Consider the following 15,828-nt stretch of genomic DNA (forward strand, 5'->3'; position numbering starts at 1 on the left):
GTTTGCGGTTTAATCTGATTGCTGCTCTCTACAATTACGAGCTTTTTCTCCCCAAAATCAAATCTTCCTGAGTGACTTTTGCAAGAGGTCTATTAGAGATGTCGTGATGTTCATGAGAGATGTCGTGATGTTCATGAGACATGTCGTGATGTTCATGAGACATGTCGTGATGTTTCTTAGGAACGTGGATTAAATAAAATGCAAAACTTCATTCTGTATCTAGCTTCCCTCTCCAATATATCGGAGAGGGATTGAGGGTGAGGTAAACCAGGGACATAAATTCTATCTTATTTAATTCTTATTTCTTAGGAATGTCGTGATCTTGGTTACAATTGATCTGGATCTTCTCCCAAGTCTCGCAATCGCTGTGCCAATCGCTCGGCGCGTTGTCCTTCAGCATCGGCGCGTTGTCGTTCGGCATCGGCGCGTTGTCGTTCGGCATCGGCGCGATATCGTTCTCCTTCCTCTGGCAATAACACCACATTGCCTGCTTCGTCATAAAACCGTAACCAGATAGCAGGGTCATCTTCCACTTTGCCTTGCCAAGTACCCAACCATAGCCCCAACGTCTGACACCATAACCAACCTTGAGGATTTGGGGACAATATTTGATAGCCTATATCTGTATTTAAGTGCCATCCCTGCAAAGAATTGGGCTGCAACGGATGAAACACAAAATAATCTTTTGTCTTAAACACCTGTTCGTATAAGTGCTTCTTTGCTCCCAAATCTACTGCTTTTGTGGAGTCGGACAACAACTCAACAATCACATCGGGGTAGCGTCCCTCTTCTTCCCATACCACCCAGCCTAACCGCGTTGGATTGCTATCGACATCCAGCACTACAAAAAAATCTGGCCCTCGAAAATCTTGATTGCGGGCTTGCTTGCTACTGTAGTAGACAAACATATTACCACCTGTGAAAAAGTTGGTGCGTTCTGCCCAGTGATGCTTAAGAGAACGAATCAACAGATTCATGGCGACGCGGTGGCGGTTAGTTTCCAAAGGTTCTCCGTCATCAAAGATTAAATCTGTGGGTGGCATGGGGGGTTGCCAATCCAGAATATCGGTTGTAGGATTGATTACTTCGGTGGTAATTTCCGGTGACATAGAATCGGTTTCCTGGGCGGTAGTTATCCAGTTGACACAAGACTTGCTTGGCTTTAATTATAGCGTTGTGGGCGGTAGCCTCAAGAAACCTCACCCTGGTTCTGCTACGCAAAACCTGTCCCTCTCCTTAGTAAGGAGAGGGATTAAAGTCAGGACTCTTTGAGGTTTTTGTTTAAATTTAGCTACGTTTAGCTTACTCTCCAATACAGTTGCTACAAACACTAAAATTAAACAAGGGAAAAATATACTAGTACAGCACGGCGTAAATAAGCCACCCATTTGTAATGTCTGAAAGCTTTGCTAAAACGTAATTATGAATTACGAATTACGAATTACGCCTTGCGGTACTAGCGATTACGTACTCAGAGACTGAACATCAACTCAAGAGGTAATACAGATGACTACAGTATCTACAAGCACTTTATCTCAATCTGCCAAAGAGCGATCGCTCATTCTCTGGTTTGATGAAGTTGGTATTGCTGATATCCCTGTAGTTGGTGGTAAAAATGCCTCACTGGGGGAAATGATTCAACAGCTAACGCCCAAAGGCATTAACGTTCCCGGCGGATTTGCCACCACTGCTTATGCTTATCGTTATTTTATCCAATCAGCAGGTTTAGAAGCAAAGTTACGCCAACTCTTTGCAGACTTGGATGTTGAAGATGTCAAAAATTTACGAGAACGAGGGAAAAAAGCGCGATCGCTATTAATCCACACCCCATTTTCTTTAGAATTGCGAGAGGCGATCGCTAAAGCCTACCATAGTCTTTGTGAACGATACAACGCAGAGACAGATGTGGCAGTCCGTTCTAGCGCCACTGCTGAAGACTTACCCGATGCTAGTTTTGCCGGACAGCAGGAAACTTATCTTAACGTTGTCGGTGCCGAAGGAGTTTTAGCAGCTTGTCATAAATGCTTTGCTTCCCTATTTACCGATCGCGCCATTTCTTATCGCCACACCAAGGGATTTGACCATTTTAGCATTGCTCTTGCCGTTGGCGTGCAAAAAATGGTGCGCTCTGACTTAGCAACTTCTGGGGTGATGTTCTCCATTGACACAGAAACCGGTTTTAAGGATGCGGCACTAATTACAGCCGCCTACGGTTTAGGTGAAAACGTTGTGCAAGGGTCTGTAAATCCCGATGAATATTATGTTTTTAAACCGACTTTAAAAGCAGGTTTCCGCCCAATTATCGATAAAAAATTGGGCAGTAAAGAACTGAAAATGATTTATGATGATGGCTCTAAATTTACCAAAAATGTGGCTGTTTCAGCCAGCGAAAGAGGTAAATTTGCCCTGAGTGATCAAGAGATTTTACAATTAGCAACTTGGGCGTGTTTAATTGAAGACCATTATTCCCAAGTCCACGGCATTTACACCCCAATGGATATTGAGTGGGCAAAAGACGGGATTACTAACCAACTTTTTATTGTGCAAGCGCGTCCCGAAACCGTCCAGTCGCAGAGGACAGGAAATATATTGCGGAGTTATCGGTTGTTATTGGAAACTGGAAACTGGGGACTAGGAACTGGAGAAAAATCTTCCCAATCCCCACTCCCGACTCCCCACTCCCCACTCCCCCTTGTTACCGGGCGGGCGATTGGAGAAGCAATTAGTCAAGGAAAAGCACGCCTAATTTTAGATGTTCAGAAACTCGGACAGTTCAAGTCCGGGGAAGTTTTGGTGACAGAGAGAACTGACCCCGATTGGGAACCAATTATGAAACGCGCCAGTGCAATTGTCACTAACTCTGGGGGCAGAACATGCCATGCAGCAATCATTGCACGAGAATTAGGTGTACCTGCGATCGTGGGATGTGGCAATGCTACGGAAATATTGAAACCTGGTCAAGAGGTAACAATTTCTTGCGCTGAAGGGGAAGAAGGAAAAGTTTATGCAGGCTTATTACCTTTTGAAGTTCAAGAAGTTCCTTTAGAGAACTTACCCCGTACTCGCACTCAAATTTTAATGAATGTGGGTAATCCCCAAGAAGCATTAAGTTTATCAGCAATTCCCAACGATGGCGTCGGTTTAGCGCGAACAGAATTTATCATTGCTACCCAAATCCAAATTCATCCAATGGCATTGATTCACTATGACTTGTTAAAAGATGAATTTGTGAAAGCTAAAATTGCTGAGATTACTGCACTTTACGACGATAAACCCCAATATTTTGTAGATAAATTAGCCCAAGGCATAGGTAGAATTGCGGCGGCATTTTATCCCAAACCAGTAATTGTCCGAATGTCAGATTTCAAAAGTAATGAATATGCTAATTTGTTAGGTGGGCGACAGTTTGAACCCCATGAAGAAAACCCAATGCTGGGTTGGCGAGGGGCGGCACGTTATTACGATCAAGGTTACAGAGAAGCTTTTGCCCTAGAATGTCATGCCATCAAGCGGGTACGGGAAGAAATGGGTTTGACGAATGTGATTCCGATGATTCCCTTTTGTCGCACTCCCGATGAAGGGCGTTTAGTTTTGGCAGAGATGGCAAAAAATGGTTTAAAGCAAGGTGTTAACGACTTGCAGGTTTATGTGATGTGCGAGTTACCGAATAATGTAATTATGGCTGAAGAGTTTGCTGAGGTATTTGATGGTTTCTCAATTGGTTCCAATGATCTAACTCAGTTGACATTGGGGATAGATAGGGATTCGGCGTTGGTGGCGCGGTTATTTGATGAACGCAGTGAGGGTGTAAAGCGAATGGTGAAAATGGCCATAGAAGTGGCGAAAAGATGCGATCGCAAAATCGGCATTTGTGGACAAGCGCCCAGCGATTACCCAGAATTTGCTCAGTTTTTGGTTGAACAAGGAATTGACTCGATTAGTCTGAATCCAGATTCAGTTTTAAAGACGATGCTAGAAGTGGCAAAAGTCGAGGGTAGTAATTCGTAATTCGTAATTTGAGTAATGTATGCCAGCTAAAGACCGCTACCACGAGAACTTGAAGAATGCCCTAATTAAAGATGGCTGGACTGTTACTGATGATCCCTTTCATTTAAAGTGGGGAAAAAAGGATCTTTATGTGGATTTGGCAGCCGAAAAGTTACTCATAGCAGAAAAAGGAACGCAGAAAATTGCTGTTGAAATCAAGACCTTCCGTGGTGACTCAGAAGTGGCAGACCTCGAACAGGCAATTGGTCAGTACTTTACTTACCTTGCTATAATGTCCCGCAATTATCCAGATAGGGTTTTGTATATTGCTGTTCATGAGGATATTTTTACTGACATTTTTGAGGAAGAACCCCTTGGTAAACTTATATTGGAAGATTACAAAATTCCTCTCATCGTTTTCAATCCAAAGCGGGAGGTTATAGTCCGATGGATACTCTGGAACAATACAGACAGATAATTTGTAGTATTCTTACTGAACACACGAAAATTCCTTACTCTTACAGTAATATTCAGCATGAAACTATTTTTGATAAAGAACAGGATCGATATTTGGTGATGATTCTTGGTCGAGAACCAGTGCCTGAACTTTCTGTGACTGCAACACGCCGCGTTCACGGCTGTCTAATTCACATTGATATTATTGATGGCAAAATTTGGATTCAACGTGATGGCACTGAAGAAGGGATTGCAATGGAACTAGTTAGGGCTGGTGTGGCGAAGGATCGGATTGTATTGGGATTTCGGTCTGAGGAACTGAGAGAAAATTCAGAATTTGCGATCGCATAGTAGGGAGTGGGGAGTGGGGAGTGGGGGAGATGAGGGAGATGAGGGAGATGAGGGGGATGAGGGGGATGAGGGATAAATATAGCCTTTCCTAATCATATAAAGTACATCATAGCCCCCTCTCGAAGAGCGGGGAGGGGGTTGGGGGTGGGGTTCTTGTACCTCACAAGGGACGATAACCGCTATCACCAATGCCCTATGCCCAATGCCCAATGCCCCATGCCCAATGCCCCATGCCCAATAATAAATGACAAATGACAAATAACTAATGAATAAAAAGTGGTTTCAAATTGGTATGGTGAGTGTATTTATTCTCTCACTTGCCTTACGGTTTTGGGGACTGGAGCGATTCAACACTCTGGTATTTGATGAAGTTTACTTTGCTAAATTCGGTAATAATTATCTCACGCATACGCCATTTTTTAATGCTCATCCGCCGCTAAGTCAATATATTATTGGTATCGGCATTTGGATTGGTAGTCATATTCCTTTTTGGCACGATACGGTAAATGGGCTGACAGGTTCAATGCGATCGCCTTGGACTTATCGGTGGTTAAATGCCCTCACCGGCTCATTTATCCCTTTAGTTGTGGCTGCGATCGCTTATCAATTGAGTTATCGCCGTAGCTTTGCACTACTTGCAGGTTTGTTCACAGCTTGTGATGGCATCTTTCTAGTTGAGTCTCGCTATGCTTTAAGTAATATTTATATCGTCATTTTTGGTTTGTTAGGACACTGGTTTTTATTATTGGCATTAGATAACCAAAATCGGCGGCGTTCTTTTTGGTTAGTTTTTGCTGGCATTACTTTTGGTGCGTCAGTTGGTACTAAGTGGAATGGTTTATGGTTTCTATCAGGTGCTTATCTCACTTGGATAGCCGCTTGGGTAATTCATTTGATACATTCTTTTCCTAACCCAAAACTCTTTTTTACATCCCCCTCATTGAAGGAGGCAGAAGTCAGAAGTCAGGAGGCAGAATTCAGGAGTCAGAATTCAGAATTCAGGAGGCAGGAGGCAGAAGTTAATACTTATTCTCCCTCATCCCCCTCATCCCCCTCATCTCAAACGCCACTACAAAACTTAACTCAGCTAAATATTTTTCAGATGCTGTTTTATCTAGGAATTATCCCAGCTTTTATCTACAGCATTATCTGGATTCCCCACCTTCAACTAGATAAAACCTATGGATTTATTGCAGTACATCAGCAAATTTTGAAGTTTCACTTACATTTAGGTGGCAATAGTCCTAATGTGCATCCTTACTGTGCTGCCTGGTACAAATGGCCGTTGATGACTCGGCCAATGGCATATTATTATCAAACGGCTGAAAGTATCACCGAACGCTTACCTGTGATGGGGCCACCTTTACCTGCTGGTGCTGGGCAAGTTGTTTATGATGTCCATGCAATGGGCAATCCATTTTTGTGGTGGTTTGGTATTGCTGCCATGTTGTTTTTAGTCGGGATGCTGCTGTCGCAAGTCGTAATTCATTGGGTGAAGGAAAAGCGTTTTTCTGTACCTGCTACTCTTAGTGTTGATATTTGGATTGCCTTGTATTTAGTAATCAATTATGTTGCTAACCTATTACCTTGGGTAGAGGTGACGAGGTGCGCTTTTATTTACCATTATATGTGTGCAGTGGTGTTTGTATTTTTAGCGATCGCTTGGTTTGTTGATCAGTGTCTTCGCAGTTATTATCAACAATTACGGGCGCTAGGTGTCACTATCACTTTTATCATTCTGGTTGCTTTTATCTTCTGGATGCCCATTTATTTGGGTTTACCTCTCTCCCCTAACGGTTATAAGCTGCGAATGTGGTTCAACTCTTGGATTTAATTAAAAGGGAAGTGGGCACTGGGAATTGGGCATTGGGCATTGGAAGAATAATAACTCCCGACTCCTGTACAGACGCGATTAATCGCGTCTCTCCTAACTCCTAATTTTTAACCCCGAATCCCTAACTAATTTCTCAACTTAACATACCTACATATATATTTACTTACAGCAGATTTCAGATTGGTGAAGTATACAAGCCAAGTCTCAAAGCCAGGTATAAAGCCTGTTTTACTTCTGAATTCTGACTCCTTAATTCTGAATTCTGACTCCTTAATTCTGAATTCTGCTGTAATACATCGGTTTCACATTTCTTATTACCATGTAGCTTTAATTACTGTTAGACTGTTCAAAGCGCTAGCAGATAATATTAAAGCTGCAAAACGCAACACCAGGGCATGGTGAAATTAGATATTAACTAAAAATAATGAATGAGAAATTATAAAACTTTTTACATTTATCATTCTCCGTTATTATAGATACCTAGTTTTGATGTTCCTGAACAATAGAGAAGGATCATCATGAAAATGAACTTAGAATTGCCAGGTATTAATTTAATTAGCTTAAAAGAGGCATCGATTCATCTTTCTAGTCAAATTCAGCCTCATGGTGTCCTGTTAGTCTTGGAGGAGCCTGAGCTAAAAATATTACAAGTTAGCACCAATGCGTTAAATATTTTCGGAATCACTGCCGAAACTATATTACAACAAAAACTAGAAGATTTACTCGACCCATTCCAAATAGAGAGAATTAAAACAGGGCTATCCGGGGCAAATCTTGATTTCATTAATTCCACCAGAGTTTGGGTGCGAAAAAAAGATGATGAATACATAGTATTTGATGCAGTATTTCACCGCAATCCAGAGGGATTTTTAATTCTGGAATTAGAACCTGCTATTACTCAGGAAACTATTCCATTTTTAAGCTTTTATCATCTAGCTCAAGCTTCCATAAATCAACTAAAAAAAACATCAAATCTCCGGGAGTTTTGTCAAGTTATCGTTCAAGAAGTTAGGAAAATAACGGAATTTGACAGGGTAATGCTATATAAATTTGATGATGATGGACATGGTTCTGTTGTCGCTGAAGAAAAACTAGAAACCCTAGAACCATACTTAGGACTGCATTACCCAGAGTCAGATATTCCCAAACCAGCAAAAAAATTATTCGCTGTCAATTCGATTAGAATCATCCCGGATTCTTCTTGTGAGCCAGTAAAAGTTTTTCCTGTCAATAATCCAATTAGCGATCGCCCGATTGATTTAACCAACTCTATTCTCAGAAGTGCTGCTCCCTGTCATATGGAGTACTTGCATAATATGGGTGTTGGTGCAACGCTTACTATCTCTTTAATTAAAGACCAAAAACTCTGGGGGCTAATTGCTTGTCATCATCAGTCCCCCAAATATATTTCTTACGAATTGCGTAAAGCTTGCGAATTTTTGGGGCGATTAATATTTGCTGAAATCTCAGCTAGAGAAGAGACAGAAGACCACGATCGCCAGATAAATATGACATATATTCAATCAAGACTAATTGAATATATGTCTGAAGACGAAAACTTTATTGATGGTTTAGTTAAAAACCCCCAAAATCTTTTAGATTTGGCTAACGCTCAAGGTGCAGCCGTGTGTTTTGGAGGAAATTGCACATTAGTTGGTGAAACGCCTAAAGAAGAAGACCTGAATTTTTTACTTCAATGGCTGAAGAATAACGTTGAGGAAGAAGTATTCCATACAAATTCTTTGCCGCAGATTTATCCAGATGCCGAAAGTTTTAAAAACGTCGCTAGCGGTTTATTAGCTATTCCCATCGCCAAGCGTAATTATGTTTTATGGTTTCGACCGGAAGTAATTCAAACTGTAAATTGGGGTGGCGATCCTAATCAGGCGTTTGAAGTTAGCCAGTCAGAAGGAAATGTCAGTTTATGTCCACGCAAATCATTTGAACTGTGGAAAGAAACGGTTCACTTAACATCTTTACCTTGGAAAGATATAGAAGTTAAAGCAGCATTGGAACTGCGGAAAGCAATTGTCAATATTGTGCTGCGTCAAGCCGATGAACTTGCCCAGTTAGCGCAGGATTTAGAACGTTCTAACGCAGACCTGAAAAAGTTTGCCTACGTCGCCTCCCATGATTTGCAAGAACCTCTTAATCAAGTTGTGAATTACGTGCAGCTGTTAGAGATGCGCTATCGAGAACAACTTGACGAACAAGCCCAGGAGTTTATCGGCTATGCTGTGGAGGGAGTTAGCTTGATGCAGACATTAATTGATGACGTGCTGGCATACTCGAAAGTGGATATGCAGGCGATCGCATTTCAAATGACCGAGGTAAAAATACCATTAGATCGGGCGTTGGGCAATTTGCGTCAACGCATTCATGAAACTGGGGCGACGATCACCCACGACACCTTACCAACGGTGATGGCGGACAGCACGCAACTGATGCAGCTATTCCAAAACCTCATCGGTAACGCCCTTAAGTTCCACAGTGAACAGCCGCCACAAATCCATGTGGGGGCACAAAGGATAGAAGATGCTTGGCTGTTCTCAGTTGGGGATAATGGTATTGGTATTGACCCACAATTTAGCGATCGCATTTTCGTGATCTTTCAGCGCCTACATACACGGGATGAATATATCGGTACAGGTATGGGTTTAGCCATCTGTAAGAAGATTGTTGAATGCCACCGGGGGCGGATCTGGGTAGAGTCAAAACATGGTGAAGGCGCAACCTTCTACTTTACGATTCCAGTTGGAGGACGTGAACTTGAGCGGAGAAAAGGGAGAAAAACACAAAATGATTTTTTTGATCGAGGATAATAAAGCCGACATTCGCTTAATTCAAGAAGCATTGAAAAATAGTTCAGTGCCACACAAAGTTGTCACAGTCAGGGATGGCATAGATGCTATGGCTTATTTACGCAAAGAAGGGGAATATGCTAATGCATCGCGCCCTGACCTTATCCTCCTAGATTTGAATTTGCCCAAGAAAGATGGTAGAGAAGTGCTGGCGGAAATTAAAACTGACCCAGTACTAAAACGTATTCCAGTCGTGGTGTTAACAACCTCAAAAAATGAGGATGACATTATTGAGAGCTACAATTTGCATGTGAATTGCTATATCACTAAATCCCGCAACCTGAATCAGTTATTCCAAATGGTCAAGAGTATAGAAGAATTTTGGCTTTCTACTGTGACGCTGCCATTAGAGTAAAACCCGAAGATTATGGTTGTGAACTACTCAGTAAAAATCTTGTTAATTGAGGATAACCTAGCTTATGCTAGGTTGTTACAAGAGTTTTTGACGCAAGCCCAGTTCCAAGATTTTACTCTGGTTCATGTGAAGCGATTGGGGGAAGGACTTGAGGAACTAACTGAGTGTAATTATGATGTTATTTTGTTAGATTTAACTCTACCTGACAGCGATGGATTGTCATCTCTACCTTCTCTGATTGGTCAAGCCCCAAGCATACCGATTGTTGTCCTAACCAATACAAATGACGAAGAACTGGCAATTGAGGCAGTGCGGCAGGGCGCACAAGATTATCTAATCAAGCGCCAGGTAAATCCAGATGTGTTGGTTCGCTCCCTGCGTTATGCGATCGAGCGCAAGCAGCTTTTAGAATCATTACGCACGGTCAATGAAACGTTACAAATTCGGGTTGAAGAACGAACTGCTGAACTGCTGAAAGCCAATGAACTCAACCAGTTCAAATCTGAATTTGTCTCGATGTTCTCCCATGACATCCGCAACCCCCTAAATACTATTCTCTTGGCTGCTGGATTGCTACAAAACTACGACGAAAAATTGACCAAAGAGAAAAAACTGAATCATTTGCAAATAATTCGCTCATCGATCAAAAACATGGGGCAGCTATTAGATGAAGTTTCATTCATTGGTAAAGCTGATTCTGGTAGACTGCGGTGTCAACTCCTCTCCTTAGATTTAGAGGCTTTTTGCCGCCAACTGGTCGAAGAAGTTCGATTAATGGCAAACGAGAAACATCTGACTTTGGTGTTCGCCAGTTTTGGGCAATTAGGCGAAGCACTATGGGATAAAAGCTTGCTGCGGCACATTTTGTGCAATTTACTTACCAATGCTATTAAATATTCACTACCAGATGGCGTAGTGCGCTTTGAATTAATTGGTCAGGAAAAAACAGTAATTTTCCGAATTCAAGATTGGGGAATTGGCATTCCTAAAGAAGACCAAAAGCGATTGTTTCAGCCTTTCCAACGTGCGCAGAATGTGGGAAGCATTCCTGGTACCGGCTTGGGGCTAGCGATCGCCAAAAAGTCTGCCGAAGCACACGGCGGCGAAATTGTAGTGAATAGTCAAGTTGGAGTAGGCACTACATTTACTGTCACCCTCCCTTTGATCAGAATTTAAGCTCTGACAGCAATTTTCACATACTTAGAATACGCTTCATTGTCGGGGCACAATAATATATTGTGCCCCATTCGTGACAAGTTAAGACAAGATTACTTTTTGAACCTCACATGACTAAAAGTCACGCGATGGAAAGCTTCAACGATCTCCGCCTGGAGTAATCCAGGTCTTATGAATTCTCCACAGGCGTTTAAAGCCTCCCTAGCACCGACGGCGGCTAATTGGTTTTAACACAAATGAGCGTGAAATATGAAGCGCCTAACTCATGACTAAAAGTCACGAGTGTGCGGCTTGTAGAAATCAAAACAGAATTCAGGAGCCAAGCCGCAGAGCATCTCCGGCTCTGCTCCTGAACTCTGACTTCTTCTTCCATAATTAGTATTTACACTTGATTTTTTTTTTAAGATTAAGTATAATATTAAACTTCTTACTGGCTTTTGAGAGGAAGTATGAACGATACTTGTGAAGAAGACAGGAGGTAGGAGGCTGGAATAAAGACTCGGCTTCAACCTTATCTAATTGCAGTCAACCAAATCGGAGATTTTGGTGTTCTTGACTTAAACCCTTGCTCTCTCTGGTCACGGCAGGAAGCAGAGGGCAGTATTCCTCCTGCCTCTCTTGTTAAACATGAGCGTAGGCATCACTAACCCCAAAATTGTGTTTTACACCCCCATGTTTGACAAAATTTTAAGTGTCAAGCAAGTCGGCGTTAAAAAATCAACCTATGTGATGAAACGTAAAATCAGCAAACAGCTTATAAATCGGTCATTCCAACCTTTTTATAAAACTAAATATACATCTGTTTTACTGCGCCGTTTCATCCGTGGTAACGGTGATTCTGCTATTACTCTTTTTTCTCTGTTCACTAGAAAATTATCTTTACAAAAACTTTATTAATTTTTAGCGAGTATTTACGTAATTTATAAATAGGAATTGTATTCTAATCTGTACCTCCAAAAGCAATATACAAAACCTGACTGTAGAAAACATCATTTACGCGATGTGCAACTTTCTCTCAAACTAACCCCCAACCCCTTCCCTAAAAGGGTTGGGGAGTAAAAATCCAAAGCTCTCTCCCTGTGGGAGAGAGCTTTGGAAGCGGGGTTTAAAGAATGAGTTGCACATCACGTTGATTTGTTAAAATTCAATTCCTTGGCATTCAATAAAAAACAAAATGTGAGATGTTTTTTATAACAAGGTTATCGACTACAGCTACAAGTAAAAATTAGCTTTTGCATATCTCTACTTATTTCTACTTTGATTAGAGAGCAGTGCCAAATTATGCATCAAATAGAAGGCATTCGGATGTCTAAAAAACTAGTCAATTCTACGTATATGTCCGACTACTCCACGAAAATTGAATCAAAATATGCAGCCGTGATTAACAGTAAGTATTTAACATCATTTCAGAGAAAACTACTGTTAGGAAGTTTGAAAAAAAGTTTACCTGAATCTTACCGACATCGGATTGAAATCATGTTGTTGGCAGATGAGGGAAAAACTCAAACGGAAATTTGTCAAATATTGGGGTGTTGTCCAGCAACAGCACGGCATTGGATGCATATAGCCCGGACGGGGATGGCGCACCAATGGCAAGATTCCCCTATTGGTCGCCCGAAGGCAGTAAATGACGAGTATTTAGAACGTTTGAAAGAACTGATTAGGAGTAGTCCCCGCGATCATGGCTATGGTTTTCGGCGTTGGACAGCAAACTGGCTGGGGAAACATCTGGTAAAAGAATTTGGAATTGAGGTGAGCGATCGCCATATCAAGCGACTGCTTAAACAGATGGGATTATCCACATTACCAAAACCCAGTCTTGCTCAACAAAACAACACTGAACAGCTTCAAGGTTCCAAAATTTTGATTAGCGATCTGAAATCGACAACTATTCCCGATAATTCTGAATTGTTACTTATTAACTTGGCGAAATTAGGAAAAGATGTAGACGTTTATGGCGCAAGATATATCCGCTCAGTTGGTTACTCTGCAACAGTTCAACAATACTCTGGGTTATTCTCTTTCGACAGAGGAATTTCAATACTGTCTTCAACAAGTTAAATTTATCAACCCGAAAGTCGGCAAGTTCTGGCAAGGAACTGATGCTCAACCAGGAATCTATATTGCGATCGCTGGTAAAGTCAGGTTGCTAGATAGCGCCGATGAGTTAATCGCCACCTTGGAGACGGGAGACTCATTTGGGGAATTTACCTTGTTTAAGGAGGGTGACTTTAGACCTTATGCAGCTAGAGCTTCAGTCAACTTGCAACTGTGCTTTGTTCCGGGTGAGGTGTTGTGGCCACTAATGGGTAAATACCCCGAAATTCGGGAGCATTTGTGGGCTAAGGCACTGTCTCGTAATCCCCAACAAGTGGACTTAGATAACGCCCCACTACTGCCATCTGACTTCAAACGGCTGGATGAAACGAAGATTTTGCCAACGCCAGTAGTAGAATCACGCCAGAAAAAGATTAGTAAAGCCTATTTTCCCAACTCCACGCAGCGAGTCGGGCATTTATTACAGCGTGTGATTCGGCGCTATCCGTTTTTTGCACAACAGAGTGGATCGGATTGCGGTGCAGCTTGTTTAGTGATGGTGTCTCGGTATTGGGGGAAAAACTTTAGTGTAAATCGCCTGCGGGATATGGCCAATATTGACCGCAATGGCTCGTCACTGCGGGGGTTATCGGCGGCGGCGGAAGGCATTGGCTTTAGCACGCGACCTGTGAAAGCGAGTCTTGACCAATTGGCGAAGCAAAAGTTACCGGCGATCGCCCACTGGGAGGGAAACCACTACATCGTTGTCTATAAAATCACTCCTAAACAGGTGATTGTGGCAGATCCTAATATTGGTCAACGCACCCTCAGCCACGCCGAATTTAAAGCCAACTGGACTGGTTACACATTGCTGCTGCAACCGACAGCCATGCTCAAAGACACCAAAGAGACTTCTACCCCCTTTTGGCAATTCTTTGAGTTGATGAAGCCTCACTCTTTGGTAATTCTGGAAGTGTTTGTCGCTTCCTTATTTATCCAGATATTTGGACTTGTTACCCCCTTATTCACGCAGTTAATTTTAGACCGAGTGGTTGTGCAGCGATCGGAACTCACCTTAACGGCGGTGGGCTTAGGATTACTGATTTTTAGTTTATTCCGTGTGGCGATGACAGGGTTGCGGCAATATCTGTTAGACCACACGGCGAATAAGCTCGATTTAGCACTGATTGTCGGATTTATTCGCCATACCCTGCGGCTACCCTTGAGTTACTTTGAGTCCCGTTATGTGGGGGATATTATCTCTCGTGTACAGGAAAACCGCAAAATTCAACGTTTCCTCTCCGGTGAAGCATTGTCCATCCTGCTGGATTTACTCACTGTCTTTATCTATTTAGGATTGATGTTTTGGTACAGCTGGAAAATGGCGTTGCTGGTGTTGGTGATTATACCGCCTTTTTTCCTGCTGGCATTGATTGCCACACCTTTTTTACAAAAGATTTCTAGAGAAATATTTAATGCCGTTACGAAGGAAAGTAGCTATCTGATTGAAGCCCTTTCTGGTGTGCGAACGGTTAAATCTACAGCCGTGGAACAGACGGTGCGTTGGCATTGGGAAGAGTTATTAAGTAAAGAAATAAAAACTAACTTTTCCGGGCAAATTATCAGCAATCGCCTGCAAATATTCAGCAACACAATTGAAGCAGTGGCAACTACCCTCTTGCTGTGGTTTGGGGCGTACCAAGTGATTCACAACCAACTAACCATTGGGCAATTGGTAGCATTTAATATGTTGCTGGCAACTATTATTGCACCTTTCCAACGATTAATAGTTTTGTGGAATCAATTGCAAGAAGTGGTGATTGCGGTGGAACGTATTAATGATGTCTTGGATGCGGAACCAGAAGAGGATTTGCAGCACCAAGCGCGGCAATCTTTACCACCCATTCAAGGTAACATTCGGTTTGATAATGTGACGTTTCGCTATCACCCAGAAAGCGATATCAATGTTTTACAAAATCTCAGTTTTGAAGTACATAGCGGGCAAATGGTTGCCCTGGTGGGACGCAGTGGTTCAGGGAAGACCACGATTTCTAAGCTGGTTTTGGGGTTATATCCCCCCACAGATGGCAACGTTTTGATTGATGGGCAAGATATTACCAGTCTTTCGTTGCGTTCTCTACGCGAGCAGGTTGGAGTAGTTGACCAAGATACCTTTTTGTTTGGCGGAACAATTCGGGAAAATATTAGCTTGGCACATCCTGGGGCGACTTTAGCAGAGATTATTGAGGCGGCGCGATTGGCGGGTGCTGATGAGTTTATTAAAAAGTTGCCTATGGGTTATGAAAGCCAGATTGGTGAAGGAGGGGGGATGTTATCTGGAGGACAACGACAAAGAATTGCGATCGCTAAGGCGTTGTTAGGCAATCCCAAGCTGTTGATTTTGGATGAGGCGACTTCCCATCTGGATGCAGAGTCAGAAAGGATTATTCAGACGAATTTAAACACAATTCTTCAGGGCAGAACCACCTTAATAATCGCCCATCGCCTTTCAACTGTGCGGAATGCAGATTTAATTTTGGTGCTAGATCGCGGCATTTTGATTGAGAGTGGGACTCACCAAGAGTTGATGGCGAAGCGAGGACATTATTTTTATCTCAATCATCAACAGTTAGATGTTGCAGGGTGAAAGAAAAGGACAAAGAGGAAGCTTTCGTTGTCTCCCTATTCTCAATACGGTTGTCTCGTTCCCAGTCGGAGACTGGGAATGCCTAATTAGAGGGCTGCCGCCTCTTGACTTGCGGCAGAACCGC

10 protein-coding genes are annotated in these 15,828 nt (G+C 42.4%); 9 read left to right on the forward strand and 1 reads right to left on the reverse strand.

Features of this window, described 5'->3' with window-relative positions; translation table 11 throughout:
* Nucleotides 1-326: 326 nt before the first annotated feature.
* Nucleotides 327-1,109 (reverse strand): Uma2 family endonuclease, encoded by a 783-nt coding sequence (locus V7L05_RS05430; protein ID WP_335162521.1) that lies wholly within the window; start codon nucleotides 1,107-1,109, stop codon nucleotides 327-329.
* Between the two features lie 397 nt (nucleotides 1,110-1,506).
* Here V7L05_RS05430 and ppsA point away from each other — a divergent pair, with 397 nt between their 5' ends.
* From ppsA to V7L05_RS05475, 9 genes are all read left to right on the forward strand, one after another.
* Nucleotides 1,507-4,008 carry a phosphoenolpyruvate synthase gene (gene ppsA / locus V7L05_RS05435; protein ID WP_335162523.1) on the forward strand — a complete coding sequence of 834 codons (2,502 nt, stop codon included), beginning with the start codon at nucleotides 1,507-1,509 and terminating at the stop codon, nucleotides 4,006-4,008.
* Between the two features lie 19 nt (nucleotides 4,009-4,027).
* Nucleotides 4,028-4,465, forward strand: coding sequence for an element excision factor XisH family protein (locus V7L05_RS05440; RefSeq protein WP_335162525.1), 438 nt, complete (start codon nucleotides 4,028-4,030; stop codon nucleotides 4,463-4,465).
* Entirely contained in the window at nucleotides 4,435-4,794 is a 360-nt protein-coding gene (locus V7L05_RS05445) for a XisI protein (protein WP_335162527.1), read from the forward strand. Before V7L05_RS05440 ends, V7L05_RS05445 begins: the two co-directional genes overlap by 31 nt.
* 265 nt (nucleotides 4,795-5,059) lie before the next feature.
* Nucleotides 5,060-6,628 carry a dolichyl-phosphate-mannose--protein mannosyltransferase gene (locus tag V7L05_RS05450; protein WP_335162529.1) on the forward strand — a complete coding sequence of 523 codons (1,569 nt, stop codon included), beginning with the start codon at nucleotides 5,060-5,062 and terminating at the stop codon, nucleotides 6,626-6,628.
* A gap of 518 nt (nucleotides 6,629-7,146) precedes the next feature.
* Nucleotides 7,147-9,450 (forward strand): ATP-binding protein, encoded by a 2,304-nt coding sequence (locus tag V7L05_RS05455; RefSeq protein ID WP_335162531.1) that lies wholly within the window; start codon nucleotides 7,147-7,149, stop codon nucleotides 9,448-9,450.
* Nucleotides 9,428-9,844 (forward strand): response regulator, encoded by a 417-nt coding sequence (locus V7L05_RS05460; RefSeq protein WP_335162532.1) that lies wholly within the window; start codon nucleotides 9,428-9,430, stop codon nucleotides 9,842-9,844. The genes V7L05_RS05455 and V7L05_RS05460 overlap by 23 nt, the downstream gene beginning before the upstream one ends.
* 12 nt (nucleotides 9,845-9,856) lie before the next feature.
* Nucleotides 9,857-11,020, forward strand: coding sequence for a hybrid sensor histidine kinase/response regulator (locus tag V7L05_RS05465; RefSeq protein ID WP_335162534.1), 1,164 nt, complete (start codon nucleotides 9,857-9,859; stop codon nucleotides 11,018-11,020).
* Nucleotides 11,021-12,301: 1,281 nt separating this feature from the next.
* The gene (locus tag V7L05_RS05470) at nucleotides 12,302-13,081 is read left to right on the forward strand and encodes a helix-turn-helix domain-containing protein (protein WP_335162536.1); all 780 of its coding nucleotides are present in this window, start codon (nucleotides 12,302-12,304) and stop codon (nucleotides 13,079-13,081) included.
* Complete coding sequence (locus tag V7L05_RS05475) at nucleotides 12,975-15,704, forward strand: peptidase domain-containing ABC transporter (RefSeq protein WP_335162538.1); 2,730 nt, start codon at nucleotides 12,975-12,977, stop codon at nucleotides 15,702-15,704. Before V7L05_RS05470 ends, V7L05_RS05475 begins: the two co-directional genes overlap by 107 nt.
* Nucleotides 15,705-15,828 lie beyond the last annotated feature (124 nt).

The organism is Nostoc sp., from assembly GCF_036917755.1.
In the GTDB taxonomy this organism is placed as follows: Bacteria; Cyanobacteriota; Cyanobacteriia; order Cyanobacteriales; family Nostocaceae; genus Nostoc.

What these genes read in the sequence shown, in the direction of transcription:
- V7L05_RS05455 (WP_335162531.1), top strand. Translation starts at nt 7,147, where the DNA reads ATGAAAATGAACTTAGAATTGCCAGGTATTAATTTAATTAGCTTAAAA.
- V7L05_RS05430 (WP_335162521.1), bottom strand. Translation starts at nt 1,109, where the DNA reads ATGTCACCGGAAATTACCACCGAAGTAATCAATCCTACAACCGATATT.
- V7L05_RS05475 (WP_335162538.1), top strand. Translation starts at nt 12,975, where the DNA reads ATGGCGCAAGATATATCCGCTCAGTTGGTTACTCTGCAACAGTTCAAC.
- V7L05_RS05470 (WP_335162536.1), top strand. Translation starts at nt 12,302, where the DNA reads ATGCATCAAATAGAAGGCATTCGGATGTCTAAAAAACTAGTCAATTCT.
- V7L05_RS05460 (WP_335162532.1), top strand. Translation starts at nt 9,428, where the DNA reads ATGATTTTTTTGATCGAGGATAATAAAGCCGACATTCGCTTAATTCAA.
- V7L05_RS05445 (WP_335162527.1), top strand. Translation starts at nt 4,435, where the DNA reads ATGGATACTCTGGAACAATACAGACAGATAATTTGTAGTATTCTTACT.
- V7L05_RS05450 (WP_335162529.1), top strand. Translation starts at nt 5,060, where the DNA reads ATGAATAAAAAGTGGTTTCAAATTGGTATGGTGAGTGTATTTATTCTC.
- ppsA (WP_335162523.1), top strand. Translation starts at nt 1,507, where the DNA reads ATGACTACAGTATCTACAAGCACTTTATCTCAATCTGCCAAAGAGCGA.
- V7L05_RS05465 (WP_335162534.1), top strand. Translation starts at nt 9,857, where the DNA reads ATGGTTGTGAACTACTCAGTAAAAATCTTGTTAATTGAGGATAACCTA.
- V7L05_RS05440 (WP_335162525.1), top strand. Translation starts at nt 4,028, where the DNA reads ATGCCAGCTAAAGACCGCTACCACGAGAACTTGAAGAATGCCCTAATT.